Source organism: Salmonella sp. SAL04202 (assembly GCF_046550775.1).
GTDB lineage: Bacteria > Pseudomonadota > Gammaproteobacteria > Enterobacterales > Enterobacteriaceae > Salmonella > Salmonella enterica.
The window spans coordinates 406,978-432,161 of sequence record NZ_JBGDXK010000001.1 but is presented as its reverse complement, the minus strand read 5'-3'; the positions used below and the strand labels follow the sequence as shown (position 1 = coordinate 432,161).

Below are 25,184 nucleotides of genomic sequence, written 5' to 3'. Positions count from 1 at the left end.
TCTTTCTGTAACCAGTATGTAATAATATGAGCAACCGCACATATTTAATTGCTTTCTGTTACATTCGACTGCTGGTGGGGGAAGCAGACCGCCAGAAAGAAAATTGACTTGTTTTCCATAGGTATGAAAATAATTGTCTCCTGTTGACCTGACGCTTATAACATTTAGATTAATAATCATTTATCAGATCAATAATTTTCAGAGAATAATTAATTCGCCTCGCAAAAAAGAGAATCGACTTGGAAATGCAGAGAAAAAACGCCGCAAAACGCGGCGTTGATAAGGTATTTTTACAGCATTCGCCTGTAGGCGCAGTGCTTACTCGCCCGCTTTCGCCCAGGTATCACGCAGGCCCACGGTGCGGTTAAAGACCAGCTTATCGGCCGTTGCATAGCGGCTGTCGAGGCAGAAGTAGCCTTCACGTTCAAACTGGAAAGCTTTTCCTGCTACCGCCGCTTTCAGCGACGGCTCGCCATACCCCTGCTTAATCACTAATGATTCGGGGTTGATAACGGACAGGAAGTCCTCCGCGGCGCCTGGATTCGGCACGCTAAACAGACGGTCGTAGAGACGAATTTCAATCGGCAACGCATGTGCTGCGCTAACCCAGTGGATTACGCCTTTCACTTTACGCCCGTCAGCCGGATCTTTACTCAGCGTATCGGCATCATAGGTACAGAAGATGGTGGTGATATTCCCTTCGGCATCCTTCTCTACGCGCTCCGCTTTAATGACGTAGGCATTACGCAGACGCACTTCTTTGCCCATCACCAGACGCTTGTACTGCTTGTTCGCTTCTTCGCGGAAATCTGCGCGATCGATCCAGATCTCACCGCTAAACGGCACTTCACGGCTGCCCATCTCCGGTTTATTCGGATGGTTAGGCATGGTAACCATTTCGCTCTCACCCTGCGGGTAGTTTTCGATAACCAGTTTTACCGGATCGATTACCGCCATTGCGCGCGGCGCGTTTTCGTTCAGATCTTCGCGAATGCAGGATTCCAGCGACGCCATCTCAATGGTGTTGTCCTGCTTGGTGACGCCGATGCGTTTGCAGAACTCCCGAATGGAGGCCGCGGTATAGCCGCGACGGCGCAGACCGGAAATAGTCGGCATACGCGGATCGTCCCAGCCTTCGACGTGTTTGTCGGTCACCAGCAGGTTCAGCTTACGCTTGGACATCACGGTGTATTCCAGATTCAGCCGCGAGAATTCGTACTGGCGCGGGTGAACCGGAATGGTGATGTTGTCCAGCACCCAGTCGTACAGACGACGGTTATCCTGGAACTCCAGCGTACACAGAGAATGAGTAATGCCTTCCAGCGCATCGCTGATGCAGTGAGTAAAGTCGTACATCGGATAGATGCACCACTTGTTGCCGGTCTGATGATGCTCGGCGAATTTAATGCGATACAGCACCGGATCGCGCATCACGATAAACGGCGACGCCATGTCGATTTTAGCGCGCAGACAGGCTTTACCCTCTTCAAAACCGCCGGTACGCATTTTTTCAAATAGCGCGAGGTTCTCTTCGACGCTGCGATCGCGGAACGGGCTGTTTTTACCCGGCGCGGTCAGCGTACCGCGGTATTCGCGGATCTGCTCCGGCGTCAGCTCATCAACGTAGGCCAGGCCTTTATTGATCAGCTCGACCGCATAGGCGTGCAGTTGGTCAAAGTAATCGGAGGAGTAGCGAATATCGCCAGACCAGTGAAAGCCTAACCACTCGACGTCGTTTTTGATCGAATCAACGTACTCGATATCTTCTTTTACCGGGTTGGTGTCATCGAAACGCAGGTTGCACTGGCCCTGATAATCTTGCGCAATGCCAAAGTTCAGGCAGATAGATTTCGCGTGGCCGATGTGCAGATAGCCATTCGGCTCCGGCGGAAAACGGGTATGGACAGTGGTATGTTTACCACTCGCCAGATCTTCATCAATAATCTGACGAATAAAGTTAGTCGGGCGGGCTTCAGCCTCACTCATCGTGGATTCCTCAAAGCGTAAACAACGTATAACGGCATATGATCTTATAAGCCGGACAGACTGACAACCTTTAGTTACTTAAAAAGTGGCTTTGCAGAAAATATTGGGGCTAATTGCGGTAAAAAAAAGCGGCGAAGGTTTCCCTCTGCCGCTTATGTTTTCTGTGATATCGCCGGATGGCGTCTTACGCCTTATCCGGCCAGGAAGCGATTATTTGCTCTTGATCTCGTACAGCGGCGTTTTACCCGCTACCACGTGACCATCCGCTTTGATGACCAGAGCGCTGAAGTCATCGCTGTTGCTGCAAACAACCGGGCTTATCATGGAGCGCGCATTGGCATTCAGGAAATCCAGATCCAGTTCCAGCACCGGCTGACCCGCCGTGACTTCCGCACCCTCTTCTACCAGACGCTTGAAGCCCTGACCGTTCAGCGCGACGGTATCGATACCCATATGGACAACGATCTCCGCGCCTTTTTCGGTTTCCAGACAGAACGCGTGGTTAGTGTTGAAGATTTTCACGATAGTACCCGCCGCCGGAGAAACCACGGTTTTATCGGTGGGTTTCACCGCCACGCCGTCGCCGACCGCTTTGCTGGCGAAAGCTTCATCCGGTACCTGATCCAGCGCCACTACCTCACCGGTAATCGGAGAGACCAGTTCAGCGATAGTCACCGCATTCGGCACCGCCTGGGGTTTGGCCGCCGGAGCAGGTGTCGCAACGTGAGCCGCATCAGCAGACGCTGCCGCGACCGGTCCCCGCGCCACCACTTTCTTCATTTCATCGCCAATCGATTCCGCTTTCGCGCCGACAATAACCTGAATGGTCTGTTTGTTCAGTTTAACCACCCCGGAAGCGCCGAGGCGTTTGCAGGCCGCATCGTTGACGCGAGCAGAGTCATTCACGGTCAGGCGCAGACGGGTAATACACGCATCGATCGCTTTCAGGTTGTCCGTACCGCCAACCGCAGCAATATAGCTGGTCGCCAGTTGCGTTAACCCTTCTTCGGTGTTGCTGTTGGCTTCTTCCGTTACCATCTCATCAACTTTATCTTCGCGGCCCGGCGTTTTCAGGTTAAACATACGAATAACCGCGCTGAACAGCAGGAAGTAGATGATAAAGAATACAACGCCCATCACCAGCAACATCCAGACGTTATTGCTGGCCGCTGGCAGGTTATACATCAGAACATAGTCGATCGCGCCTGCCGAGAAAGAGAAGCCCGCATGGATACCCAGCAACGTCGCGACAAACAGGCTGATACCGGTCAAAATGGCGTGCAGGAGGTACAGCAGCGGCGCCAGGAACATAAACAGGAATTCCAGCGGCTCGGTTACGCCGGTCAGAAACGCGGTGATCGCGACAGACAGCAGCATACCGCCCACCATCGGACGACGTTCTTTCGGCGCGGCGAAATACATCGCCAGAGCGGCGCCCGGCAGACCAAACATCATGATCGGGAAGAAGCCGGACATAAACATCCCCGCCGTGCCGTCGCCAGCATAGAAGCGGTTGATGTCGCCGTGGAATACAGTGCCTGCGGCATTGGTGAATTCGCCAATCTGGAACCAGGCGATGGTGTTCAGTACCTGATGCAGACCGGTTGGGATCAGCAGACGGTTGATGAAGCCAAAGATACCGGAACCCAGCGCGCCTGCGGAAACGATCCATTCACCGCCCGCATGGATGCCATGCTGTACCGGCGGCCAGACGTAACCGAAAATAGCGGCCAGCACCAGACAGAAAAAGCCTGTTGCGATCGGTACAAAACGTTTTCCACCGAAGAAACTGAGAAAATCAGGCAGTTTGATACCAGACCAGCGATTATAAACCGCGCCGCCAACCAGACCGGTAATAATCCCCGCCAGCACGCCCATGTTGATTTCCGGGTTAATCGTCACCATCGCTTTGGTCATGACGAAGTAGCCCACGGCTCCCGCCAGCGCTGCCGCGCCCGCGCTATCTTTAGACCAACTGGAGGCCACGCCGATAGCGAAAACCAGCGCCAGGTTATCGAAAATAGACCCGCCCGCTTGCGCGATAAACGGCATATTCAGCAAATCTGGTTGGCCGAATCGCAGCAACAACGCTGCCACCGGCAACACGGCGATAGGGAGCTGCAACGCCCTACCCAGCCGCTGGAAAAAACCTAAAATATTCATCTTATTCCCCCTACGAGACGCCGATATGGCTTCTTTGAAGCCGTTTTTTATTGTGCTGCAAACGTTAAAAACGTGATGTTCTGTAATCGAACGGTGAGATCATCTTCTGCAGAGTGTGTGGAAAATTAATTCGCCTCGCAAATTAAACGGGTGTTTTTTGTGATTATAATCACTAAATATCGTAATCACCCCTACCATCCACTGGCTAACACGGAAAACTTATTTTATGATTCAAAAAATCAGGACGGATTGAACACGAACCCTGGATATCCAGGTTACGCTTAATACGATCCGCCAAATTTTGACATTGATTATTGAGGTGAAGAATGAGACTGATCCCCCTGAGTACCGCAGAACAGGTTGGCAAATGGGCCGCTCGCCATATCGTTAACCGTATTAATGCGTTCAAACCGACCGCCGATCGTCCGTTTGTCCTTGGACTGCCTACCGGCGGCACGCCGCTAACGGCGTACAAAGCGCTGGTTGAGATGCACAAAGCGGGCGAGGTCAGCTTTAAGCATGTGGTCACCTTTAATATGGACGAATATGTTGGCCTGCCGAAAGAGCACCCGGAAAGCTACCACAGCTTTATGCATCGTAACTTTTTCGATCACGTTGATATTCCAGCAGAAAACATCAATCTTCTCAACGGTAACGCACCGGATATCGATGCAGAATGCCGTCAATATGAAGAAAAAATTCGTTCTTACGGTAAAATCCATCTGTTTATGGGCGGCGTCGGCAACGACGGTCACATCGCCTTTAACGAACCGGCTTCTTCCCTGGCTTCCCGTACCCGTATCAAAACGTTAACCCATGATACTCGCGTAGCGAACTCCCGCTTCTTTGACGGCGACGTAAACCAGGTGCCGAAATACGCGCTGACGGTAGGCGTAGGCACGCTGCTGGATGCGGAAGAAGTGATGATTCTGGTGCTGGGCCATCAGAAAGCCCAGGCGCTGCAGGCGGCGGTTGAAGGCAACGTTAACCACATGTGGACCATTAGCTGCCTGCAACTCCATCCGAAAGCGGTTGTGGTATGCGATGAGCCTTCCACAATGGAACTTAAAGTTAAAACATTGAAATATTTCAATGAATTAGAAGCAGAGAATATTAAAGGTCTGTAATGTTGTCTCCGCCCCGCCAGTCAATGCGGGGCGGTAAATTTTTGATATCGGGGGTCGGAATGTATGCTTTAACCCAGGGCCGGATCTTTACCGGTCACGAAATTCTTGATGACCATGCGCTTGTTGTCGCTAATGGCCTGATTGACCGCGTTTGTCCGATGGCTGAACTGCCGCCGGGAATAGAACAACGCTCATTGAATGGGGCCATTCTCTCCCCCGGTTTTATTGATGTGCAGCTAAACGGCTGCGGCGGCGTGCAGTTTAACGATACCGCAGAAGCCGTCAGCGTTGAAACGCTGGAAATTATGCAGAAAGCCAATGAAAAATCGGGCTGTACTAACTTTCTGCCAACGCTTATCACTACCAGCGACGAATTGATGAAACAGGGCATTCGCGTCATGCGCGAATACCTGGAAAAACATCCGCACCAGGCGCTGGGTCTCCACCTGGAAGGCCCCTGGCTTAATTTGGTAAAAAAAGGCACCCATAATCCTGATTTCGTGCGTAAACCAGACGCTGCGCTGGTTGATTTCTTGTGCGATAATGCCGACGTCATCACCAAAGTTACACTCGCGCCGGAAATGGTGCCTGCTGACGTAATCGCTAAACTGGCGAATGCGGGCATTGTGGTTTCCGCAGGCCACTCCAACGCGACGTTAAAAGAGGCAAAAGCGGGCTTCCGCGCCGGGATTACCTTTGCGACTCACCTGTTTAACGCGATGCCGTACATTACAGGGCGTGAGCCGGGCCTTGCTGGCGCCGTTCTGGACGAAGCGGATATTTATTGCGGCGTTATCGCCGATGGTCTGCATGTCGACTACGCCAACATTCGCAATGCCAAACGCCTGAAAGGCGACAAACTTTGTCTGGTGACAGACGCCACCGCACCGGCGGGGGCCAATATTGAGCAGTTCATTTTCGCAGGTAAAACAATATACTACCGCAATGGACTGTGTGTGGATGAAAACGGTACGTTGAGCGGTTCGTCCTTAACCATGATTGAAGGCGTACGTAACCTGGTCGCGCATTGCGGCATCGCGCTGGATGAAGTGCTGCGCATGGCAACGCTCTATCCGGCACGCGCTATCGGCGTTGATAAACATCTCGGTAGCATTGCGCCGGGTAAAGTCGCCAACCTGACCGCGTTCACCCACGATTTTAAAATTATCAAGACCATCGTTAATGGTGACGAGGTCGTTGACTTGAGTAAGTGAGAATATGACACCAGGCGGACAAGCTCAGATAGGTAACGTTGATCTCGTAAAACAGCTTAACAGCGCGGCCGTTTACCGCCTGATTGACCAGCATGGTCCTATCTCGCGCATACAAATTGCCGAGCAAAGCCAGCTTGCTCCCGCCAGCGTAACGAAAATTACGCGTCAACTCATTGAACGCGGGCTGATCAAAGAAGTCGATCAGCAGGCCTCTACCGGAGGCCGCCGCGCTATCTCTATCGTCACGGAAACCCGTAACTTCCATGCCATTGGCGTTCGCCTGGGCCGTCATGACACCACTTTAACGCTCTACGATCTGAGCAGTAAAGTGGTCGCTGAGGAGCATTATCCGCTACCGGAGCGCACCCAGGAGACGCTGGAACATGCGCTGCTCAACACCATCGCCGTCTTTATTGATAGCTGTCAGCGTAAAATTCGTGAATTGATCGCTATCTCGGTGATCCTGCCAGGGCTTGTCGATCCGGAAAGCGGCGTGATTCGTTACATGCCGCACATTCAGGTTGAAAACTGGGGACTGGTCGAAGCGCTGGAAAAACGGTTTCACGTTACCTGTTTCGTGGGACACGATATCCGTAGCCTGGCGCTGGCGGAACACTACTTCGGCGCCAGTCAGGATTGCGAGGACTCGATTCTGGTGCGCGTTCATCGTGGTACAGGCGCCGGGATTATCTCCAACGGACGCATCTTCATTGGCCGTAACGGCAACGTCGGCGAAATTGGGCATATTCAGGTGGAGCCGTTGGGCGAGCGCTGCCACTGCGGTAATTTCGGCTGTCTGGAAACCATTGCCGCCAATGCGGCGATTGAACAACGGGTGCTGAATTTGCTTAAACAAGGGTATCAAAGCCGTGTTCCGCTTGACGACTGCACGATTAAAACCATCTGTAAGGCGGCAAACCGGGGTGACAGCCTGGCCTCGGAAGTCATTGAGCATGTTGGTCGCCATTTGGGCAAAACGATCGCCATTGCTATCAACCTGTTTAATCCGCAAAAAATCGTCATTGCCGGCGAGATCATTGAAGCCGATAAAGTCCTGTTGCCCGCTATCGAAAGCTGTATCAATACTCAGGCGTTAAAGGCATTTCGCAAAAATTTGCCGGTGGTACGCTCCACGCTGGATCACCGTTCTGCTATCGGCGCATTTGCCTTAGTTAAACGCGCCATGCTCAACGGAACATTGCTGCAACGTTTGCTGGAAAGTTGATGCGCTCTTATAGTATCGGATTATTCACAAATTCCCTGGGTAGTTCATGACCATCAAGAATGTAATCTGCGATATCGACGGCGTGCTGATGCACGACAACGTAGCCGTACCCGGTGCGGCGGAATTTCTGACGGGGATTCTGGAAAAAGGTCTGCCGCTGGTGCTGCTGACCAATTACCCGTCGCAAACCGGCCAGGATCTGGCGAACCGTTTTGCTACCGCTGGCGTTAACGTGCCGGACAGCGTGTTTTATACGTCAGCAATGGCGACAGCCGATTTTCTGCGCCGTCAGGAAGGTAAGAAAGCGTATGTCGTGGGCGAAGGCGCGCTCATTCACGAGCTCTATAAAGCGGGTTTTACCATTACCGATGTGAACCCTGATTTTGTCATCGTTGGAGAGACCCGCTCCTACAACTGGGACATGATGCATAAAGCAGCATTTTTCGTCGCCAATGGCGCGCGCTTTATCGCCACCAACCCGGATACCCACGGTCGCGGCTTTTATCCGGCCTGCGGCGCGCTGTGCGCAGGCATTGAAAAAATTTCCGGCCGGAAGCCGTTTTATGTCGGCAAACCCAGCCCGTGGATCATCCGCGCGGCGTTAAACAAAATGCAGGCGCACTCGGAAGAGACCGTTATTGTCGGCGATAACCTGCGCACCGACATTCTGGCGGGGTTCCAGGCCGGTCTGGAGACCATTCTGGTGCTTTCAGGCGTATCAACAATCAATGATATTGACAGTATGCCGTTCCGCCCAAGCTGGATTTACCCTTCCGTCGCTGAGATCGACGTTATCTAAACCTGTCCCCTGCCTGATGACGCGCCGCTTTCAGGCCTACGGTTCGAACAACATTGTAGGTCTGATAAGCGAAACGTCATCAGGAAAAACATAATTCAATTAAACCACGATAAAAATGAAGATCCATCAATAAATCCGCGCAATACGTAATCATTTTTCACTAATCAACAATGACGATTGCATTTTTCATTTTTCAGACCGTAATCCCCTTGCGCCTTCCACGCCTTTGCGGCATTTTTTAGTCAAGCAAACACAAAAAGTACGACGCAACAGATTAACGGAGAAGGCTATGTGTTCTATTTTCGGCGTATTCGATATCAAAACAGATGCAGCGGAACTGCGTAAAAAAGCCCTTGAACTGTCACGCCTGATGCGCCATCGCGGCCCGGACTGGTCCGGCATCTACGCTTGCGATAACGCGATTCTCGCACATGAACGTTTGTCGATTGTTGATGTTAACGCCGGCGCCCAGCCCCTGTATAACGCCAGAAAAACCCACGTGCTGGCGGTGAACGGTGAAATTTATAACCATCAAACGTTACGCGCGGAGTATGGCGATCGTTACGCGTTCCAGACAGGCTCCGACTGCGAAGTTATTCTCGCGCTATATCAGGAAAAAGGGCCGGATTTCCTTGACGATTTACAGGGGATGTTCGCCTTCGCCCTGTATGACAGCGAAAAAGACGCTTATCTGATTGGTCGTGACCATATCGGTATTATTCCGCTCTATATGGGCTATGACGAATTCGGCAACTTCTACGTAGCGTCAGAAATGAAAGCGCTGACCCCGGTCTGCCGCACCATTAAAGAGTTTCCGGCGGGCAGCTACCTGTGGAGCAAAGACGGCGAAATTCGTCAGTACTATCAGCGCGACTGGTTCGATTACGATGCGGTAAAAGACAACGTCACCGACAAAAACGCGCTGCGTCAGGCGCTGGAAGAATCCGTGAAAAGCCACCTGATGTCCGACGTCCCTTATGGCGTGCTGCTCTCCGGCGGTCTGGACTCGTCGGTTATTTCGGCAATCACCAAAAAATTCGCCGCCCGTCGCGTCGAAGATCAGGAGCGCTCCGAAGCCTGGTGGCCACAGTTGCACTCTTTTGCGGTCGGTCTGGAAGGTTCGCCTGACCTGAAGGCGGCCCAGGAAGTGGCTAACCACCTCGGCACCGTGCATCATGAAATTCACTTCACCGTGCAGGAAGGCCTTGATGCCATTCGTGATGTTATCTACCACATTGAAACCTATGACGTGACCACTATCCGCGCCTCAACGCCAATGTATCTGATGTCGCGTAAGATCAAAGCGATGGGCATCAAAATGGTGCTCTCCGGCGAAGGTTCCGATGAGGTGTTTGGCGGCTACCTGTACTTCCATAAAGCGCCGAACGCCAAAGAGTTACATGAAGAGACGGTCCGTAAGCTACAGGCGCTGCATATGTATGACTGCGCCCGCGCCAACAAAGCGATGTCCGCCTGGGGCGTGGAAGCGCGCGTACCGTTCCTGGATAAAAAATTCCTCGACGTGGCGATGCGTATCAACCCACAGGATAAAATGTGCGGTAACGGCAAGATGGAAAAACACGTGCTGCGCGAGTGCTTCGAGTCTTATCTGCCAGCAAGCGTCGCGTGGCGTCAGAAAGAGCAGTTCTCTGACGGCGTAGGCTACAGCTGGATCGATACGCTGAAAGAAGTGGCGGCGAAACAGATTTCCGATCAACAACTGGAAACCGCCCGCTTCCGCTTTCCATACAACACGCCGTCGTCTAAAGAGGCGTATCTGTACCGCGAAATTTTTGAAGAGCTGTTCCCAGTGCCGAGCGCGGCGGAATGCGTACCCGGCGGCCCGTCCGTGGCCTGTTCTTCCGCCAAAGCCATTGAGTGGGATGAAGCATTCAAAACGATGGATGACCCGTCAGGCCGCGCGGTCGGCGTGCATCAGTCGGCGTACCAGTAAATTAACGATGACGAAAGAGCCCTTAGGGGCTCTTTTTTTATAGCAAACTACTTTCGGAAAAACGATTAATAACCAATAATTGCCGAATATTGCGCCACGCTGTTCGCAACCTAACCAAACAGACACTTTCCGACGTTTTTCGATGAAAAAGAGGTTGACGCTTCAAGGCTCAATACGCATAATGCGCCCCGCAACGCCGATAAGGTAACGCGAAAAAAAGATGGCTACGTAGCTCAGTTGGTTAGAGCACATCACTCATAATGATGGGGTCACAGGTTCGAATCCCGTCGTAGCCACCATCTTTTTTGCGGGAGTGGCGAAATTGGTAGACGCACCAGATTTAGGTTCTGGCGCCGCAAGGTGTGCGAGTTCAAGTCTCGCCTCCCGCACCATTCACCGATAAGCGTTGTACGGATGGGGTATCGCCAAGCGGTAAGGCACCGGTTTTTGATACCGGCATTCCCTGGTTCGAATCCAGGTACCCCAGCCATATTTCTTCGAGTTTGCGGTTCACCGCGACGGTATTGGGGTATCGCCAAGCGGTAAGGCACCGGTTTTTGATACCGGCATTCCCTGGTTCGAATCCAGGTACCCCAGCCATCGAAGAAATCATCTGGCTACGTAGCTCAGTTGGTTAGAGCACATCACTCATAATGATGGGGTCACAGGTTCGAATCCCGTCGTAGCCACCATATTCAGAACGCGTCGAGGTATTCGACCGGTTCGAAAATAATTTGTTGGGGTATCGCCAAGCGGTAAGGCACCGGATTCTGATTCCGGCATTCCGAGGTTCGAATCCTCGTACCCCAGCCAGTTTTAAAGACGCTCTGCTAATGAGCGCAAGAAGTACGACAATTGGGGTATCGCCAAGCGGTAAGGCACCGGATTCTGATTCCGGCATTCCGAGGTTCGAATCCTCGTACCCCAGCCACCTTTAAAAAGCTCGCTTCGGCGAGCTTTTTGCTTTTCTGCGTTTATAAATTCCGAAAGAGGTTTCCCCCTCAATGCCCTGCTATCAGTAAAACGCTATGATAAAGCCTTACAGGGATCGTTCGGTAACCTCACAATGAATTACCAGTTTTGTTGGTATCTCTTTTTGCGGCCATTAACATTTTTTATGGTCGTCTTGCTCTGCGCTTTCACCTTCATTGATATCACGGCCAGCGCCGCCTGGTTGATTATTTTGGGTCTGATTTACCCCGTGGCAGTGTCAATGAGGCTACATATACTGCACCAGAAAAAGGCGGTCATGCTACGCCAGAATAGTGCGGAATGGATAGTGTATCTGCCAGGGATCCCTGTGCAAGAAAAACAAAGCGCGCTGATTAATGTCGCGTTTTCCTCGAAAACGGCGCTGCGTGGATTCTATATTCGCGCCCTGTCCAGCAAAGTCATTCTTCACATCATCACTTTTTATATTCTGTGGTTTGATGTCCAACATGCAACACTGACGTGGTATCGGATTATCGCCGCATTAATCACCCTGGCGATTCTTGTAAAATCAATGAGTTCCACATTACTGATGCTACATAAAGTAGTACGTTGCCAATACAACGTATGCACAATTGAAATGGCGTCACCTTGGTATGAGTTTGATTTAAAAGGAAAATTAGGTTTATGTGCTTTATTTGCAGTAAAGTAAGATGTCAATACGCTTACCCGACCTGCAATTGAGCGTTTTTACAAACCGGGTAAGGCATTCAACGGGTTACAACCCCAACGCATATTTCAGCGCCTGACGTTTTAGCACGCCTGCGCGCTGCGCCGCCATCAGCCCCATATTGCGTAAAATACGCAGTGGCGGCAGTTCATTGCTGAACCCGGCATAAAACAGATCCATTCCACTTTGCATCATAAAATTATCTGCCATGCGCCGCGTCTGATAGCGTTTCAACACCGAATGGCTGGCCCAGGACTCGCCATAGCTACGGGCACTCGCCAGCACATCAATCAACGCATCAACATCCCGATACCCCAGGTTGACGCCCTGCCCGGCCAGCGGATGAATGGTATGCGCCGCGTCGCCTACCAGCGCCAGCCCCGGTTGTACATACTGCAACGCGTGACGACGGGTTAGCGGAAACGCGCCCGCCGCGACAGGCATCACCGCCCCCAGACGCGCCGGAAAGTGCTGATTAATTTCCACCTGTAATTGCGTCATCGATAAACTCTGTAGCTGGCGAATACGTGCCGGAGCGTCATACCACACCAGCGACGCCCAATCGTCGAACAGCGGCAAAAAGGCGCGCGGCCCCGTTGGCGTAAACTGCTGCCAGGTGCTGTCGCCTGGCGCATTTTCACATTTGACGGTGATAAGCATACACGACTGCGCATATTGCCAGGCATGAATGCCAATTCCCGCCAGTTGCCGAACCTGCGAATTCGCGCCGTCGGCGCCAATCACTAACTTCGGCGTTACCCATTCGCCGTCGGCCAGTTCCAGCGCATAACCATCGTGGCGGCGGTGCAATGCCGCCAGTGAAGCCGGAACGCGCAGCGTCACGCCGGGGTGCGCTTCCAGCGCCTGCCACAGCGCCTGTTGCAGGACGTTGTTCTCTACCATATAGCCTAACAGCGGCAGCTTGAGTTCAGCGGCGTCGAACACCACATGGGCGTTTTCCCACTCCCAGGTCTCCAGTCGCCGATAAGGATGGCTACGCATCCCCTGCACCGCCTCCCAAACGCCCAGTCCCTTGAGCAGCGCCACGGATGCCGCGCTAATGGCCGAAATCCGCACGTCAGGCTGGCTGTCAGCCACAAACGGCGCAGGCGCGGCATGTTCTATTACCATCACCGTAAACCCTTGCTGCGCCAGACCCAGCGCCAGCGCGCCGCCGACCATTCCCCCGCCGACAATGGCAATTTCCGTTGGTTGATTTGTCATGGTCATTCATCCTGTTACGTTTTAGACAAGTTTACAGGATTTTTTACTCATTAGGGCTGACGTCAGTCATACTGGTCACAACCGCGCCAAAGCATTACACTATGCGCCCTGCTTTTCAGCCACTATTTCGCAAGAGCAAGTCGATGACTAAAAAACTCCATATTAAAACCTGGGGCTGTCAGATGAACGAGTACGATTCATCGAAGATGGCCGATCTGCTGGACGCCACCCACGGCTATCAACTGACCGACGTGGCGGAAGAGGCGGATGTGCTGCTGTTGAATACCTGCTCAATCCGCGAGAAGGCTCAGGAAAAAGTCTTCCATCAATTAGGTCGCTGGAGACTGTTAAAAGAGAAAAATCCCGATCTGATTATCGGCGTCGGCGGCTGCGTGGCTTCCCAGGAAGGCGAGCACATTCGTCAACGCGCCCATTACGTCGACATTATTTTTGGCCCGCAAACCTTACACCGCCTGCCGGAGATGATTAACTCCGTGCGTGGCGACCGTAGCCCGGTGGTCGATATCAGCTTCCCGGAAATCGAAAAGTTCGACCGTTTGCCGGAACCGCGCGCAGAAGGCCCGACCGCTTTCGTTTCTATCATGGAAGGCTGCAATAAATATTGTACTTACTGCGTGGTACCGTATACCCGCGGTGAAGAAGTCAGCCGTCCCTCAGACGATATCCTGTTCGAAATCGCCCAGCTAGCGGCGCAGGGCGTGCGTGAGGTCAACCTGCTGGGCCAGAACGTTAACGCCTGGCGCGGAGAAAACTACGACGGCACCACCGGCACCTTTGCCGATCTGCTGCGTCTGGTTGCCGCCATCGACGGCATTGACCGTATTCGCTTTACCACCAGCCATCCGATTGAGTTCACCGACGATATTATCGAGGTGTACCGCGATACGCCGGAACTGGTCAGTTTCCTGCATCTGCCGGTACAGAGCGGTTCCGATCGCGTGTTGAATCTGATGGGGCGCACCCACACTGCGCTGGAATATAAAGCAATCATCCGTAAACTGCGCGCGGCGCGGCCGGACATTCAGATAAGCTCTGACTTTATCGTCGGTTTCCCTGGCGAAACTACCGATGATTTCGAAAAAACCATGAAGCTTATCGCTGACGTCAACTTTGATATGAGCTACAGCTTTATCTTCTCTGCGCGTCCGGGAACGCCGGCTGCCGATATGGTTGATGACGTACCGGAAGAAGAGAAAAAGCAGCGTCTGTATATTCTGCAAGAGCGTATCAATCAGCAGGCGATGGCATGGAGCCGCCGTATGCTCGGCACGACACAGCGCATTCTGGTGGAAGGCACGTCGCGTAAAAACATTATGGAACTGTCTGGCCGTACCGAAAACAATCGGGTGGTGAACTTTGAAGGCACGCCGGAGATGATTGGTAAGTTTGTCGATGTGGAAATTACTGACGTCTATCCGAACTCCCTGCGCGGAAAAGTGGTGCGTACCGAAGATGAAATGGGGCTGCGCGTCGCCGAAACGCCGGAGTCCGTCATTGCCCGTACCCGTAAAGAAAATGAGCTGGGCGTAGGATTCTACCAGCCTTAATCCTGCACAGGAAAGGCAATAATGCCCGATGGCGCTACGCCTGTCGGGCTTCCTGGTCATGGCCTGTCGCCCGACGGGCCTTGCAATTTTCTCTCTTCATCCCCATCTTCATTGCAATGCTTGCGCCTTTTCCCTATGGCGTGAATAATTTCCTTAGATGCCGGTAAATGTTCAGCGTCCGGCGATACAGACACAAGAGGAACAGTTTGAATATAGACACTCGCGAAATTACCCTTGAGCCTGCAGACAACGCCCGTCTGTTGAGCCTTTGCGGGCCGTTTGATGACAATATTAAACAGCTCGAACGTCGTCTCGGTATTGAAATCAACCGCCGTGACAATCACTTTAAACTGACCGGTCGTCCGATTTGCGTGACCGCGGCGACAGATATTTTGCGAAGTCTGTATGTCGATACCGCACCGATGCGCGGCCAGACTCAGGATATCGAACCGGAACAAATTCATCTGGCGATCAAAGAAGCGCGGGTGCTGGAACAGAGCGCGGAAAGCGTGCCTGACTATGGCAAAGCTATTAATATCAAAACCAAGCGCGGCGTGATTAAACCGCGTACCCCGAACCAGGCGCAGTACATCGCCAATATTCTCGATCATGATATTACCTTTGGCGTCGGCCCAGCGGGTACCGGTAAAACGTATCTTGCGGTCGCCGCTGCGGTAGACGCCCTGGAGCGCCAGGAGATTCGCCGTATTCTACTGACCCGTCCGGCGGTGGAAGCGGGCGAAAAACTCGGCTTTCTGCCAGGCGATTTAAGTCAGAAGGTGGACCCGTACCTGCGTCCGTTGTATGACGCGCTGTTCGAAATGCTCGGCTTTGAAAAAGTCGAGAAGCTGATTGAGCGCAATGTGATTGAAGTCGCACCGCTGGCCTATATGCGCGGACGCACGTTAAACGACGCCTTTATCATTCTGGATGAAAGCCAGAACACCACTATCGAACAGATGAAGATGTTCCTGACGCGTATCGGCTTTAACTCGAAAGCGGTGATCACCGGCGACGTGACGCAGATTGACCTGCCACGCAACACCAAATCCGGCTTGCGTCATGCCATTGAAGTGCTGGCGGAAGTTGATGAAATCAGCTTTAACTTCTTCCACAGCGAAGACGTGGTTCGCCATCCGGTCGTTGCCCGCATTGTGAACGCCTATGAAGCCTGGGAAGAGGCCGAACAAAAACGCAAAGCGGCGTTGGCGGCAGAGCGTAAGCGTGAAGCCCAGGAGCAGGAACAGAAATGAACCAGGTGATCCTCGATTTACAGTTGGCCTGTGAAAACCACGCGGGCCTGCCGGATGAAGCTCAGTTTCAACGCTGGCTGGACGGCGTTATTCCGCAGTTTCAGGAAGAGGCGGAAGTCACAATCCGTCTGGTGGATGAGGCCGAAAGCCACGACCTTAATTTGACGTACCGCGGGAAAGATAAACCCACTAATGTTCTCTCCTTCCCGTTTGAAGCGCCCCCCGGCATTGAAATGCCGCTACTGGGCGATCTGATTATTTGCCGTCAGGTCGTGGAGCAGGAAGCGCAAGAACAGAGCAAGCCGCTGGAGGCGCACTGGGCGCACATGGTCGTGCACGGTAGCCTGCATTTGCTGGGTTACGATCATATCGACGATGACGAAGCAGAAGAAATGGAGTCTCTCGAAACGGAGATTATGCTTGCTATGGGCTATGAGGATCCGTACATTGCCGAGAAGATTGCAGAATAGTAGCTTGCCGGATGGCGGCGCTTGCGCCTTATCCGGCCTACATTCATGCCTTTTGTAGGCCTGATAAGCGTAGCGCCATCAGGCAAAACATGCCGTCACAGCTGAGTATACGCATGACGAGCTTTGTATTAACTAACATGAGAACCCATACGACGCCATGAGCGACGACAATTCACACAGTAGTGACACAGTAAACAGTAAAAAGGGATTTTTTTCCCTGCTACTCAGCCAGCTTTTCCACGGTGAACCTAAAAACCGTGATGAGTTGCTGGCGCTGATCCGTGATTCCGGGCAGAACGAGCTTATCGATGAAGATACGCGCGATATGCTCGAAGGCGTAATGGACATCGCCGACCAGCGCGTTCGCGATATTATGATCCCGCGCTCCCAGATGATTACCCTAAAACGCAACCAGACGCTGGACGAATGTCTCGATGTTATCATCGAGTCCGCCCACTCGCGTTTTCCGGTGATCAGCGAAGATAAAGATCACATTGAAGGGATTCTGATGGCCAAAGATTTGCTGCCGTTTATGCGCAGCGATGCCGAAGCCTTCAGCATGGACAAAGTGTTACGCCCCGCGGTTGTCGTACCGGAAAGCAAACGGGTTGACCGTATGCTCAAGGAATTCCGCTCCCAGCGCTACCATATGGCCATCGTTATCGATGAGTTTGGCGGCGTTTCCGGCCTTGTGACTATCGAAGACATCCTCGAACTGATTGTCGGTGAAATTGAAGATGAGTATGACGAAGAAGACGATATCGACTTCCGTCAGCTTAGCCGCCATACCTGGACGATTCGCGCGCTGGCGTCGATTGAAGACTTCAATGACGCTTTCGGCACCCACTTCAGCGATGAAGAGGTCGATACCATCGGCGGGCTGGTGATGCAGGCGTTCGGCCATTTACCGGCCCGCGGCGAAACCATTGACATTGATGGTTACCAGTTCAAAGTGGCGATGGCCGATAGTCGTCGTATTATTCAGGTGCATGTCAGGATCCCGGATGACTCGCCCCAGCCAAAACTGGACGAATAACAGCAATAGTGGACTAAAAATGGCATTTGCCTCGTTAATTGAACGCCAGCGTATTCGCCTGCTGCTGGCGTTATTATTCGGCGCCTGCGGAACACTGGCTTTCTCTCCGTATGACGTCTGGCCCGCAGCGATAGTGTCGCTTATCGGGCTGCAGGCCTTAACGTTTAATCGCCGCCCGCTCCAGTCTGCCGCCATCGGCTATTGCTGGGGACTCGGACTTTTCGGTAGCGGGATTAACTGGGTTTATGTCAGTATCGCGCAGTTTGGCGGCATGCCGGGCCCGGTTAACGTTTTTCTGGTGGTGCTGCTTGCAGCTTATCTCTCGCTGTATACCGGACTGTTTGCCGGGATTTTGTCGCGCCTGTGGCCAAAAACCAACTGGCTGCGCGTCGCTATCGCCGCGCCTGCAATATGGCAAATCACCGAATTTTTACGCGGCTGGGTGCTGACCGGCTTCCCCTGGCTGCAATTTGGCTATAGTCAGGTCGACGGCCCGCTAAAAGGCCTGGCGCCGGTAATGGGCGTCGAAGCGATCAACTTCCTGCTGATGATGGTCAGCGGCCTGTTAGCGCTGGCACTGGCGACGCGGAACTGGCGTCCGCTGGCTGTCGCCGTGATTCTGTTTGCTTTGCCCTTTCCGCTACGTTATATCCAGTGGTTTACGCTGGAACCGGCCAAAGCGACCCAGGTATCGCTGGTGCAGGGCGATATTCCGCAGTCGCTGAAGTGGGACGAAAACCAGCTACTGAATACGCTAAAAATTTATCTCAACGAAACCCGCCCAGAGTTAGGCAAATCACAGATTATTATCTGGCCTGAGTCGGCGATTCCGGATCTCGAAATCAATCAGCAGCCCTTCCTTCGTTCGCTGGACGAGATGTTACGCGAAAAAAATAGCACGCTGATCACCGGTATTGTCGATGCGCGTCTCAATAAACAGAATCGATACGACACCTACAATACGATTATTACGTTGGGCAAGGATAATCCATACAGTTATGACTCGCCCAATCGCTACAATAAAAATCACCTTGTACCCTTTGGCGAGTTCGTTCCGCTGGAGTCTATCCTGCGTCCGCTGGCGCCGTTCTTCGATCTGCCCATGTCCTCCTTTAGCCGCGGCCCTTATATCCAGCCGCAGTTACATGCGCACGACTATAAGCTGACGGCGGCAATCTGTTATGAAATTATTCTTGGCGAACAGGTTCGGGATAACTTCCGCCCGGACACCGACTATCTGCTGACGATTTCTAACGACGCCTGGTTTGGTAAGTCCATTGGCCCGTGGCAACATTTCCAGATGGCGCGGATGCGTTCGCTGGAGCTGGCGCGTCCGTTACTGCGCAGTACTAATAACGGTATTACGGCGGTGATTGGCCCGCAGGGCGAAATCCAGGCGATGATCCCGCAGTTCACACGCCAGGTACTGACCACCCACGTCACGCCAACCACGGGGTTAACTCCCTATGCTCGTACCGGCAACTGGCCGCTATGGGTACTGACCGCGCTGTTTGCTTTTGGCGCGGTAGTGATGAGTCTGCGACAACGACGGAAATAATCTCTCCCCAGGCCGGATAGCGCTTCATTTATCCGGCCTGAAAATTCTCCTTTATCCCCCATTCTGGCACGTCTATTGCTTTGTTAAACATGGCAAACCTGTTCTGGCTGCTTGTGCAACCTGGTCGCACCAAAATCGATCATCGGTAGCACCTGAACGGTGCAATGTAGGATTTTTGCCTCTGAACGGTGCGGCGCACTTCGCAAAAATAAACAATATCGCAGCAAAATATTTACAACAAGCCACACTAAATGTTAACAAACACACATAACACTGCACGCGCAAGTTGCAGGCAATAACAACATCACAATAGCTATCAATGCGTCGACGGCGCAGATGATAAAGGAGTTGGATATGCAATTACGTAAGCTAACCACAGCAATGCTGGTCATGGGACTGTCTGCGGGCCTTGCGCACGCAGAAGATGGCGCGCCTGCCGCTGGTAGCACCCTGGACAAGATCGCTAAAAATGGCGTGATCGTCGTCGGGCATCGCGAATCTTCTGTGCCCTTTTCTTATTACGACAACCAGCAGAAAGTGGTCGGCTATTCCCAGGACTACTCCAACGCCATTGTGGAAGCGGTAAAAAAGAAACTTAACAAGCCCGATCTGCAGGTGAAGCTGATCCCGATCACCTCGCAAAACCGTATTCCGCTGTTGCAAAACGGAACCTTCGATTTTGAATGTGGTTCAACGACTAACAACCTTGAGCGCCAGAAACAGGCCGCCTTCTCCGATACGATTTTCGTCGTCGGGACGCGACTGCTGACTAAAAAAGGCGGCGATATTAAAGATTTCCCGGATCTGAAAGGCAAAGCGGTCGTCGTCACCTCCGGGACGACCTCTGAAATTCTGCTGCATAAGCTTAACGAAGAGCAAAAGATGGGGATGCGTATTATTAGCGCGAAAGACCACGGTGACTCGTTCCGCACCCTGGAAAGCGGTCGCGCCGTCGCCTTTATGATGGATGACGCGCTGCTGGCCGGCGAGCGCGCCAAAGCCAAGAAACCGGATAACTGGGAGATTGTCGGTAAACCGCAGTCCCAGGAGGCCTACGGCTGTATGCTGCGTAAAAACGACCCTGAGTTTAAAAAGCTGATGGACGATACCATCGCCCAGGCGCAAACCTCCGGCGAAGCGGAAAAGTGGTTTGATAAGTGGTTTAAAAATCCGATCCCACCGAAAAACCTGAACATGAATTTCGAGTTGTCTGACGAGATGAAAGCCCTGTTCAAAGCACCGAATGATAAAGCGCTTAACTAACTAAAACTAAATGGGACGGGACTCCTGTCCTCTCGATTGTCGCTCAGCACGGACAGACTATAAGCCTGATGGTCGTTCCCCATCGGGCCTGAAGCCGCAAATCGCCGGGCAACAATCTTCGAGGGTAGCGCTGCTACCCTTTTTTTTCGGAGTAGATGTATGTCAATAGACTGGAACTGGGGTATTTTTTTACAGGAAGCCCCCTTCGGCAATACCACCTATCTCGGCTGGCTATGGAGTGGTTTTCAGGTCACCGTCGCCCTTTCGATTACCGCCTGGATTATCGCTTTCCTGGTAGGATCTATTTTCGGCATTTTACGTACCGTTCCCAACCGTTTCCTCTCCGGACTGGGCACGTTGTACGTAGAACTGTTCCGTAATGTGCCGCTGATCGTGCAATTCTTCACCTGGTACCTGGTGGTGCCTGAACTGTTGCCGGAAGATCTTGGCATGTGGTTTAAGGCGGAACTCGATCCCAATATTCAGTTTTTCCTCTCCTCAATGATCTGTCTGGGACTGTTTACCGCCGCCCGCGTTTGCGAACAGGTGCGCGCCGCGATTCAGTCTCTGCCTCGCGGGCAGAAGAACGCGGCGCTGGCGATGGGGCTAACGCTGCCGCAGGCTTATCGCTATGTCCTGCTGCCGAATGCCTATCGCGTTATCGTACCGCCAATGACGTCAGAGATGATGAACCTGGTGAAAAACTCGGCCATTGCCTCAACCATCGGCCTGGTGGATATGGCGGCGCAGGCAGGCAAACTGTTGGATTACTCGGCGCACGCCTGGGAATCCTTCACGGCCATTACGCTGGCCTATGTGCTGATTAACGCCGTTATCATGCTGGTCATGAGCCTGGTTGAACGCAAAGTCCGCCTGCCGGGCAACGTGGGGAGCAAATAATGTACGAATTTGACTGGAGTTCGATTATCCCCTCACTGCCTTACCTGCTGGCCGGGTTGGTCATCACGCTGAAGATTACCGTCACCGCCGTTGTCGTGGGGATAGTCTGGGGAACCATTCTGGCCGTCATGCGCCTCTCAAGCTTTACCCCTATCGCCTGGTTTGCTAAAGCGTATGTTAACGTTTTCCGTTCCATCCCGTTGGTGATGGTGCTGCTGTGGTTTTATCTGATTGTACCCGGCTTTCTGCAAAACGTGCTGGGACTATCGCCGAAAACCGATATCCGCCTGATCTCCGCGATGGTGGCATTCTCTATGTTTGAAGCGGCCTACTATTCCGAGATTATTCGCGCCGGTATTCAAAGTATTTCCCGCGGGCAGTCCAGCGCCGCGCTGGCGTTGGGGATGACCCACTGGCAATCGATGAAGCTCATTATTCTGCCGCAGGCGTTTCGGGCGATGGTGCCGCTGTTGCTTACGCAGGGCATCGTGCTATTTCAGGACACCTCTTTAGTTTATGTACTCAGCCTGGCGGACTTCTTCCGCACCGCGTCGACTATCGGCGAGCGTGACGGTACTCAGGTCGAAATGATTCTGTTCGCCGGCGCCGTTTATTTTGTTATCAGCCTGAGCGCGTCGTTGCTGGTCAGCTATTTGAAGAAAAGGACAGTTTAATGATTACCCTGAAAAATGTTTCAAAATGGTATGGTCACTTTCAGGTGCTGACCGATTGTTCAACAGAAGTGAAAAAAGGTGAGGTGGTGGTAGTCTGCGGGCCATCGGGTTCCGGTAAATCCACGCTGATTAAGACCGTCAATGGTCTGGAGCCGGTGCAAAAAGGCGAAATTACCGTTAACGGCATTATTGTGAACGACAAAAAAACCGATCTGGCGAAACTGCGTTCCCGCGTGGGCATGGTATTCCAGCACTTCGAGCTGTTTCCCCACCTGTCGATCATCGAAAACCTGACGCTGGCGCAGGTGAAAGTACTGAAACGCGATAAGGCCGCCGCCCGCGATAAAGGCCTGAAGCTGCTGGAGCGCGTTGGCCTGTCTGCACATGCCAACAAGTTCCCGGCGCAGCTTTCCGGCGGTCAGCAGCAGCGCGTGGCGATCGCCCGTGCGCTATGTATGGACCCTATCGCCATGTTATTCGATGAACCGACTTCCGCGCTCGATCCGGAAATGATCAACGAGGTACTGGACGTAATGGTCGAGCTGGCGAACGAAGGGATGACCATGATGGTGGTGACGCACGAAATGGGCTTTGCCCGTAAAGTGGCTAACCGGGTGATCTTTATGGATGAAGGTAAAATCGTCGAAGATTCGCCAAAAGAGGAGTTCTTCGCTAACCCCAGCTCCGATCGCGCAAAAGACTTCCTTGCGAAAATCCTGCACTAATCTTCCCGGCGCGCACGTCAGAGTGCGCGCTATCTCACGCTTTACTTCTTCGCTTCTCGAAACGTATCCAGCCGGGCGTTAACCTTGTCACAAAGTACCGCTTACAAGGAGCCACAATGGCACTGCCCATTATTATTGATTGCGATCCGGGTCATGATGACGCGATCGCCCTCGTTCTCGCCCTCGCCTCCCCTGAACTGGAAGTGAAAGCGATCACCTCTTCCGCCGGTAACCAGACGCCGGAGAAGACCCTGCGCAACGTGCTGCGGATGCTGACACTGCTCAAACGCCCGGATATTCCGGTGGCGGGCGGCGCGGTGAAACCTCTCATGCGCGAACTGATTATCGCCGATAACGTTCACGGCGAAAGCGGCCTCGACGGCCCGGCGCTGCCCGAGCCGTCATTCGCCCCGCAAAGCGGCACTGCCGTTGAGCTGATGGCAAAAACACTGCGTGAGAGCTCACAGCCAGTCACCATCGTCTCCACTGGCCCACAGACCAACGTAGCGCTGCTGCTGAATAGCCATCCGGAACTGCATACGAAAATCGCCCGCATTGTGATCATGGGCGGCGCGATGGCGCTGGGTAACTGGACGCCCGCTGCGGAATTTAATATTTACGTCGACCCGGAAGCGGCAGAAATTGTCTTCCAGTCAGGCATTCCGGTGGTGATGGCCGGGCTGGACGTCACTCATAAGGCACAGATTCACGCCGCCGATATCGAACGCTTTCGCGCCATCGGTAACCCGATTTCCACCATCGTCGCCGAACTGCTGGACTTCTTTATGGAGTACCACAAAGACGAAAAATGGGGATTTGTCGGCGCACCGCTGCACGACCCGTGCACCATCGCCTGGCTGCTCAAGCCCGAGATTTTCACCACCGTTGAGCGTTGGGTCGGCGTGGAAACCCAGGGGAAATACACCCAGGGGATGACGGTGGTGGATTATTATTTCCTGACGGGGAATAAGCCGAATGCGACGGTGATGGTCGATGTAGACCGCCAGGGATTTGTCGATTTGCTGGCGGAACGGCTGCAATACTACGCATAAAGCGCAAAGTAGAATCCAGGGATGAATAGCGATGTTTTGGCGTAACAATAGACCTGAAATCAGCCTGCTACAGCACGACGTAGCCCATATAACGTTTTCAGTACGTAACGGAAAAGCATTGCTTCGTCCCTGCGTTATCCACGATCCCGACTCTTACGCCGGTATTCATACGCTCTCCTGGCATGGCTCGCCGCTGATTCGTTTTTACACTGAAGCCTGGTGCCCAACCTGCGCAGAATTTGTTTATGCCGGTTTTAGCAATGATGATGAAGGCGCTGCGCAGTTTTTATCCTCACTTGCCGAGTGGAATCAGCCAGGAGTCGGGTTGAACGAAGCATTTACCGCCCTGACGCCGCTGTTTTCACTCTTTGCCGATGGCTATTACCGGCTGGAAGAACGCGAACTTTATCCCACAGATGGCAACGGACATTTTTTCTGGGCGGTGGGTAACGAAAAACAACCGAATCCCGCGACCACAGGGCAGTGGATTGCTGACGTGGACTATCACTACCAGTCCGGCGAACCCTGTTTTTTACTGCCAGGCCAGCCCCCATCGCGATTTAACCCACAACGCGCCGGGTATTACCGCGATAAGCCAGAGAGCCACGCGCTGGCCTGGCATATGAATGACACCTGGCTTTGCGTCCTGCTTGATGGTCACCATAAAGCCACCGCCGCCGCGCTGGAAGGCCGGCCCGTGAAGACCTGGGTCATCAGCCAGCCGGTGGCGATGACATGCTACGAGACGCGACAGCAATACCTGCGATTTTATGACGGCGAGCGCCTGGAAGAAGCCCAGTTTCAGCGCCGCATCCCCCTGAAAATACAGTACGAAAAACTACCGCCATCCCTTTGGGAGGATTACTTTACTCGCCATGACGGACGCTATACCCACGTCAACTGGCCGAACGCATTGGCTAACTGCGCAACGCATTATCCCGATCTTGCGGCCTGCGCAGATATTATTGCCGCAGGCGATCTGAGCGAAGCCGGCCTCAACAAAATCATGGCGCAAGGGATCACCGAAGAGGGATTTCCCGCCGTACTGTTACGCGCGCTGTTTTATACCCATTCCCCCTTGTTGATTGATTTTGTCCGTTTTCTGACTCGCGCACCCGGTTATGCTTGCCACTACCCGCTGGCGTTTCGTTTACTGGCCCAAAAACGCACGCCACAAGCCGATGCTTTTTTCCTCGATTTCGCCATCAATGATGACGGCGAGCGCCCGGAGTTGACGAACATTATGGATGAATACTTTCGCCAGGCGTGACATTGATAAAGATCACCACGCCAGAGGGTGGTGTTCTTTATTCTATAAACTCTCTTTCCCGAT

20 protein-coding genes and 7 tRNA genes are annotated in these 25,184 nt (G+C 53.0%); 24 read left to right on the top strand and 3 right to left on the bottom strand.

Annotated elements, in window-relative coordinates:
- Positions 1-318 precede the first annotated feature (318 nt).
- Both glnS and nagE read right to left on the bottom strand, forming a co-directional pair.
- Positions 319-1,986 carry a glutamine--tRNA ligase gene (glnS, locus tag ACLJQJ_RS02115; protein WP_001287181.1) on the bottom strand — a complete coding sequence of 556 codons (1,668 nt, stop codon included), beginning with the start codon at positions 1,984-1,986 and terminating at the stop codon, positions 319-321.
- 210 nt (positions 1,987-2,196) lie between these two features.
- Entirely contained in the window at positions 2,197-4,149 is a 1,953-nt protein-coding gene (gene nagE, locus ACLJQJ_RS02110) for a PTS N-acetyl glucosamine transporter subunit IIABC (RefSeq protein WP_001023068.1), read from the bottom strand.
- Positions 4,150-4,475: 326 nt separating this feature from the next.
- Here nagE and nagB point away from each other — a divergent pair, with 326 nt between their 5' ends.
- From nagB to ACLJQJ_RS02045, 13 genes are all read left to right on the top strand, one after another.
- On the top strand, positions 4,476-5,276 hold the full coding sequence (gene nagB, locus ACLJQJ_RS02105) for a glucosamine-6-phosphate deaminase (protein ID WP_001237059.1): 801 nt from the start codon (positions 4,476-4,478) through the stop codon (positions 5,274-5,276).
- Between the two features lie 59 nt (positions 5,277-5,335).
- Positions 5,336-6,490, top strand: coding sequence for an N-acetylglucosamine-6-phosphate deacetylase (nagA, locus tag ACLJQJ_RS02100; protein ID WP_000271186.1), 1,155 nt, complete (start codon positions 5,336-5,338; stop codon positions 6,488-6,490).
- Positions 6,491-6,494: 4 nt separating this feature from the next.
- Positions 6,495-7,715: a DNA-binding transcriptional regulator NagC gene (nagC, locus tag ACLJQJ_RS02095; protein WP_000187578.1), complete on the top strand. Its 1,221-nt coding sequence runs from the start codon at positions 6,495-6,497 to the stop codon at positions 7,713-7,715.
- Positions 7,716-7,761: 46 nt separating this feature from the next.
- A complete protein-coding gene (gene nagD / locus ACLJQJ_RS02090; RefSeq protein WP_000153143.1) occupies positions 7,762-8,514 on the top strand; it encodes a ribonucleotide monophosphatase NagD in 753 nt (250 codons plus the stop codon).
- Positions 8,515-8,803: 289 nt separating this feature from the next.
- On the top strand, positions 8,804-10,468 hold the full coding sequence (gene asnB, locus ACLJQJ_RS02085; RefSeq protein ID WP_000337034.1) for an asparagine synthase B: 1,665 nt from the start codon (positions 8,804-8,806) through the stop codon (positions 10,466-10,468).
- Between the two features lie 222 nt (positions 10,469-10,690).
- A tRNA-Met gene (locus ACLJQJ_RS02080) sits at positions 10,691-10,767 on the top strand.
- An 8-nt stretch (positions 10,768-10,775) separates the two neighbouring features.
- A tRNA-Leu gene (locus ACLJQJ_RS02075) sits at positions 10,776-10,860 on the top strand.
- A 23-nt stretch (positions 10,861-10,883) separates the two neighbouring features.
- Positions 10,884-10,958 (top strand) — tRNA-Gln (locus tag ACLJQJ_RS02070).
- Positions 10,959-10,993: 35 nt separating this feature from the next.
- A tRNA-Gln gene (locus ACLJQJ_RS02065) sits at positions 10,994-11,068 on the top strand.
- Between the two features lie 15 nt (positions 11,069-11,083).
- Positions 11,084-11,160: transfer RNA gene (locus ACLJQJ_RS02060), tRNA-Met, on the top strand.
- 46 nt (positions 11,161-11,206) lie between these two features.
- A tRNA-Gln gene (locus tag ACLJQJ_RS02055) sits at positions 11,207-11,281 on the top strand.
- A 43-nt stretch (positions 11,282-11,324) separates the two neighbouring features.
- A tRNA-Gln gene (locus ACLJQJ_RS02050) sits at positions 11,325-11,399 on the top strand.
- A gap of 135 nt (positions 11,400-11,534) precedes the next feature.
- Positions 11,535-12,110: a hypothetical protein gene (locus ACLJQJ_RS02045; protein ID WP_063808910.1), complete on the top strand. Its 576-nt coding sequence runs from the start codon at positions 11,535-11,537 to the stop codon at positions 12,108-12,110.
- 66 nt (positions 12,111-12,176) lie between these two features.
- On the opposite strand, the gene ubiF is transcribed toward ACLJQJ_RS02045, so the two are convergent.
- Entirely contained in the window at positions 12,177-13,352 is a 1,176-nt protein-coding gene (gene ubiF / locus ACLJQJ_RS02040) for a 3-demethoxyubiquinol 3-hydroxylase (protein ID WP_063808911.1), read from the bottom strand.
- Positions 13,353-13,495: 143 nt separating this feature from the next.
- Here ubiF and miaB point away from each other — a divergent pair, with 143 nt between their 5' ends.
- From miaB to ACLJQJ_RS01985, 11 genes are all read left to right on the top strand, one after another.
- A complete protein-coding gene (gene miaB, locus ACLJQJ_RS02035; RefSeq protein WP_001519200.1) occupies positions 13,496-14,920 on the top strand; it encodes a tRNA (N6-isopentenyl adenosine(37)-C2)-methylthiotransferase MiaB in 1,425 nt (474 codons plus the stop codon).
- A gap of 206 nt (positions 14,921-15,126) precedes the next feature.
- Positions 15,127-16,173, top strand: a complete 1,047-nt coding sequence (locus tag ACLJQJ_RS02030) for a PhoH family protein (protein ID WP_001018045.1) — start codon at positions 15,127-15,129, stop codon at positions 16,171-16,173.
- On the top strand, positions 16,170-16,643 hold the full coding sequence (ybeY, locus tag ACLJQJ_RS02025) for an rRNA maturation RNase YbeY (RefSeq protein WP_001077547.1): 474 nt from the start codon (positions 16,170-16,172) through the stop codon (positions 16,641-16,643). The genes ACLJQJ_RS02030 and ybeY overlap by 4 nt, the downstream gene beginning before the upstream one ends.
- A gap of 157 nt (positions 16,644-16,800) precedes the next feature.
- Positions 16,801-17,679, top strand: coding sequence for a CNNM family magnesium/cobalt transport protein CorC (gene corC, locus ACLJQJ_RS02020; protein WP_001278612.1), 879 nt, complete (start codon positions 16,801-16,803; stop codon positions 17,677-17,679).
- Between the two features lie 19 nt (positions 17,680-17,698).
- On the top strand, positions 17,699-19,237 hold the full coding sequence (lnt, locus tag ACLJQJ_RS02015; RefSeq protein WP_001749116.1) for an apolipoprotein N-acyltransferase: 1,539 nt from the start codon (positions 17,699-17,701) through the stop codon (positions 19,235-19,237).
- A gap of 354 nt (positions 19,238-19,591) precedes the next feature.
- Positions 19,592-20,500, top strand: coding sequence for an amino acid ABC transporter substrate-binding protein (locus ACLJQJ_RS02010; protein ID WP_001518176.1), 909 nt, complete (start codon positions 19,592-19,594; stop codon positions 20,498-20,500).
- Between the two features lie 159 nt (positions 20,501-20,659).
- Positions 20,660-21,400, top strand: a complete 741-nt coding sequence (gene gltJ / locus ACLJQJ_RS02005) for a glutamate/aspartate ABC transporter permease GltJ (RefSeq protein ID WP_000020930.1) — start codon at positions 20,660-20,662, stop codon at positions 21,398-21,400.
- Positions 21,400-22,074 (top strand): glutamate/aspartate ABC transporter permease GltK, encoded by a 675-nt coding sequence (gltK, locus tag ACLJQJ_RS02000; RefSeq protein WP_000272802.1) that lies wholly within the window; start codon positions 21,400-21,402, stop codon positions 22,072-22,074. Before gltJ ends, gltK begins: the two co-directional genes overlap by 1 nt.
- Positions 22,074-22,799: a glutamate/aspartate ABC transporter ATP-binding protein GltL gene (gene gltL, locus ACLJQJ_RS01995; protein ID WP_000631369.1), complete on the top strand. Its 726-nt coding sequence runs from the start codon at positions 22,074-22,076 to the stop codon at positions 22,797-22,799. Before gltK ends, gltL begins: the two co-directional genes overlap by 1 nt.
- Before the next feature lie 116 nt (positions 22,800-22,915).
- Positions 22,916-23,851 (top strand): pyrimidine-specific ribonucleoside hydrolase RihA, encoded by a 936-nt coding sequence (gene rihA, locus ACLJQJ_RS01990; protein ID WP_001207428.1) that lies wholly within the window; start codon positions 22,916-22,918, stop codon positions 23,849-23,851.
- 31 nt (positions 23,852-23,882) lie between these two features.
- On the top strand, positions 23,883-25,121 hold the full coding sequence (locus tag ACLJQJ_RS01985; RefSeq protein WP_063808912.1) for a hypothetical protein: 1,239 nt from the start codon (positions 23,883-23,885) through the stop codon (positions 25,119-25,121).
- Positions 25,122-25,184: the final 63 nt, after the last annotated feature.

Excerpts from the sequence above, each read along its gene's own strand:
- glnS (WP_001287181.1), bottom strand. The coding sequence starts at position 1,986 with ATGAGTGAGGCTGAAGCCCGCCCGACTAACTTTATTCGTCAGATTATT.
- nagE (WP_001023068.1), bottom strand. The coding sequence starts at position 4,149 with ATGAATATTTTAGGTTTTTTCCAGCGGCTGGGTAGGGCGTTGCAGCTC.
- nagB (WP_001237059.1), top strand. The coding sequence starts at position 4,476 with ATGAGACTGATCCCCCTGAGTACCGCAGAACAGGTTGGCAAATGGGCC.
- nagA (WP_000271186.1), top strand. The coding sequence starts at position 5,336 with ATGTATGCTTTAACCCAGGGCCGGATCTTTACCGGTCACGAAATTCTT.
- nagC (WP_000187578.1), top strand. The coding sequence starts at position 6,495 with ATGACACCAGGCGGACAAGCTCAGATAGGTAACGTTGATCTCGTAAAA.
- nagD (WP_000153143.1), top strand. The coding sequence starts at position 7,762 with ATGACCATCAAGAATGTAATCTGCGATATCGACGGCGTGCTGATGCAC.
- asnB (WP_000337034.1), top strand. The coding sequence starts at position 8,804 with ATGTGTTCTATTTTCGGCGTATTCGATATCAAAACAGATGCAGCGGAA.
- ACLJQJ_RS02045 (WP_063808910.1), top strand. The coding sequence starts at position 11,535 with ATGAATTACCAGTTTTGTTGGTATCTCTTTTTGCGGCCATTAACATTT.
- ubiF (WP_063808911.1), bottom strand. The coding sequence starts at position 13,352 with ATGACAAATCAACCAACGGAAATTGCCATTGTCGGCGGGGGAATGGTC.
- miaB (WP_001519200.1), top strand. The coding sequence starts at position 13,496 with ATGACTAAAAAACTCCATATTAAAACCTGGGGCTGTCAGATGAACGAG.
- ybeY (WP_001077547.1), top strand. The coding sequence starts at position 16,170 with ATGAACCAGGTGATCCTCGATTTACAGTTGGCCTGTGAAAACCACGCG.
- corC (WP_001278612.1), top strand. The coding sequence starts at position 16,801 with ATGAGCGACGACAATTCACACAGTAGTGACACAGTAAACAGTAAAAAG.
- lnt (WP_001749116.1), top strand. The coding sequence starts at position 17,699 with ATGGCATTTGCCTCGTTAATTGAACGCCAGCGTATTCGCCTGCTGCTG.
- ACLJQJ_RS02010 (WP_001518176.1), top strand. The coding sequence starts at position 19,592 with ATGCAATTACGTAAGCTAACCACAGCAATGCTGGTCATGGGACTGTCT.
- gltJ (WP_000020930.1), top strand. The coding sequence starts at position 20,660 with ATGTCAATAGACTGGAACTGGGGTATTTTTTTACAGGAAGCCCCCTTC.
- gltK (WP_000272802.1), top strand. The coding sequence starts at position 21,400 with ATGTACGAATTTGACTGGAGTTCGATTATCCCCTCACTGCCTTACCTG.
- gltL (WP_000631369.1), top strand. The coding sequence starts at position 22,074 with ATGATTACCCTGAAAAATGTTTCAAAATGGTATGGTCACTTTCAGGTG.
- rihA (WP_001207428.1), top strand. The coding sequence starts at position 22,916 with ATGGCACTGCCCATTATTATTGATTGCGATCCGGGTCATGATGACGCG.
- ACLJQJ_RS01985 (WP_063808912.1), top strand. The coding sequence starts at position 23,883 with ATGTTTTGGCGTAACAATAGACCTGAAATCAGCCTGCTACAGCACGAC.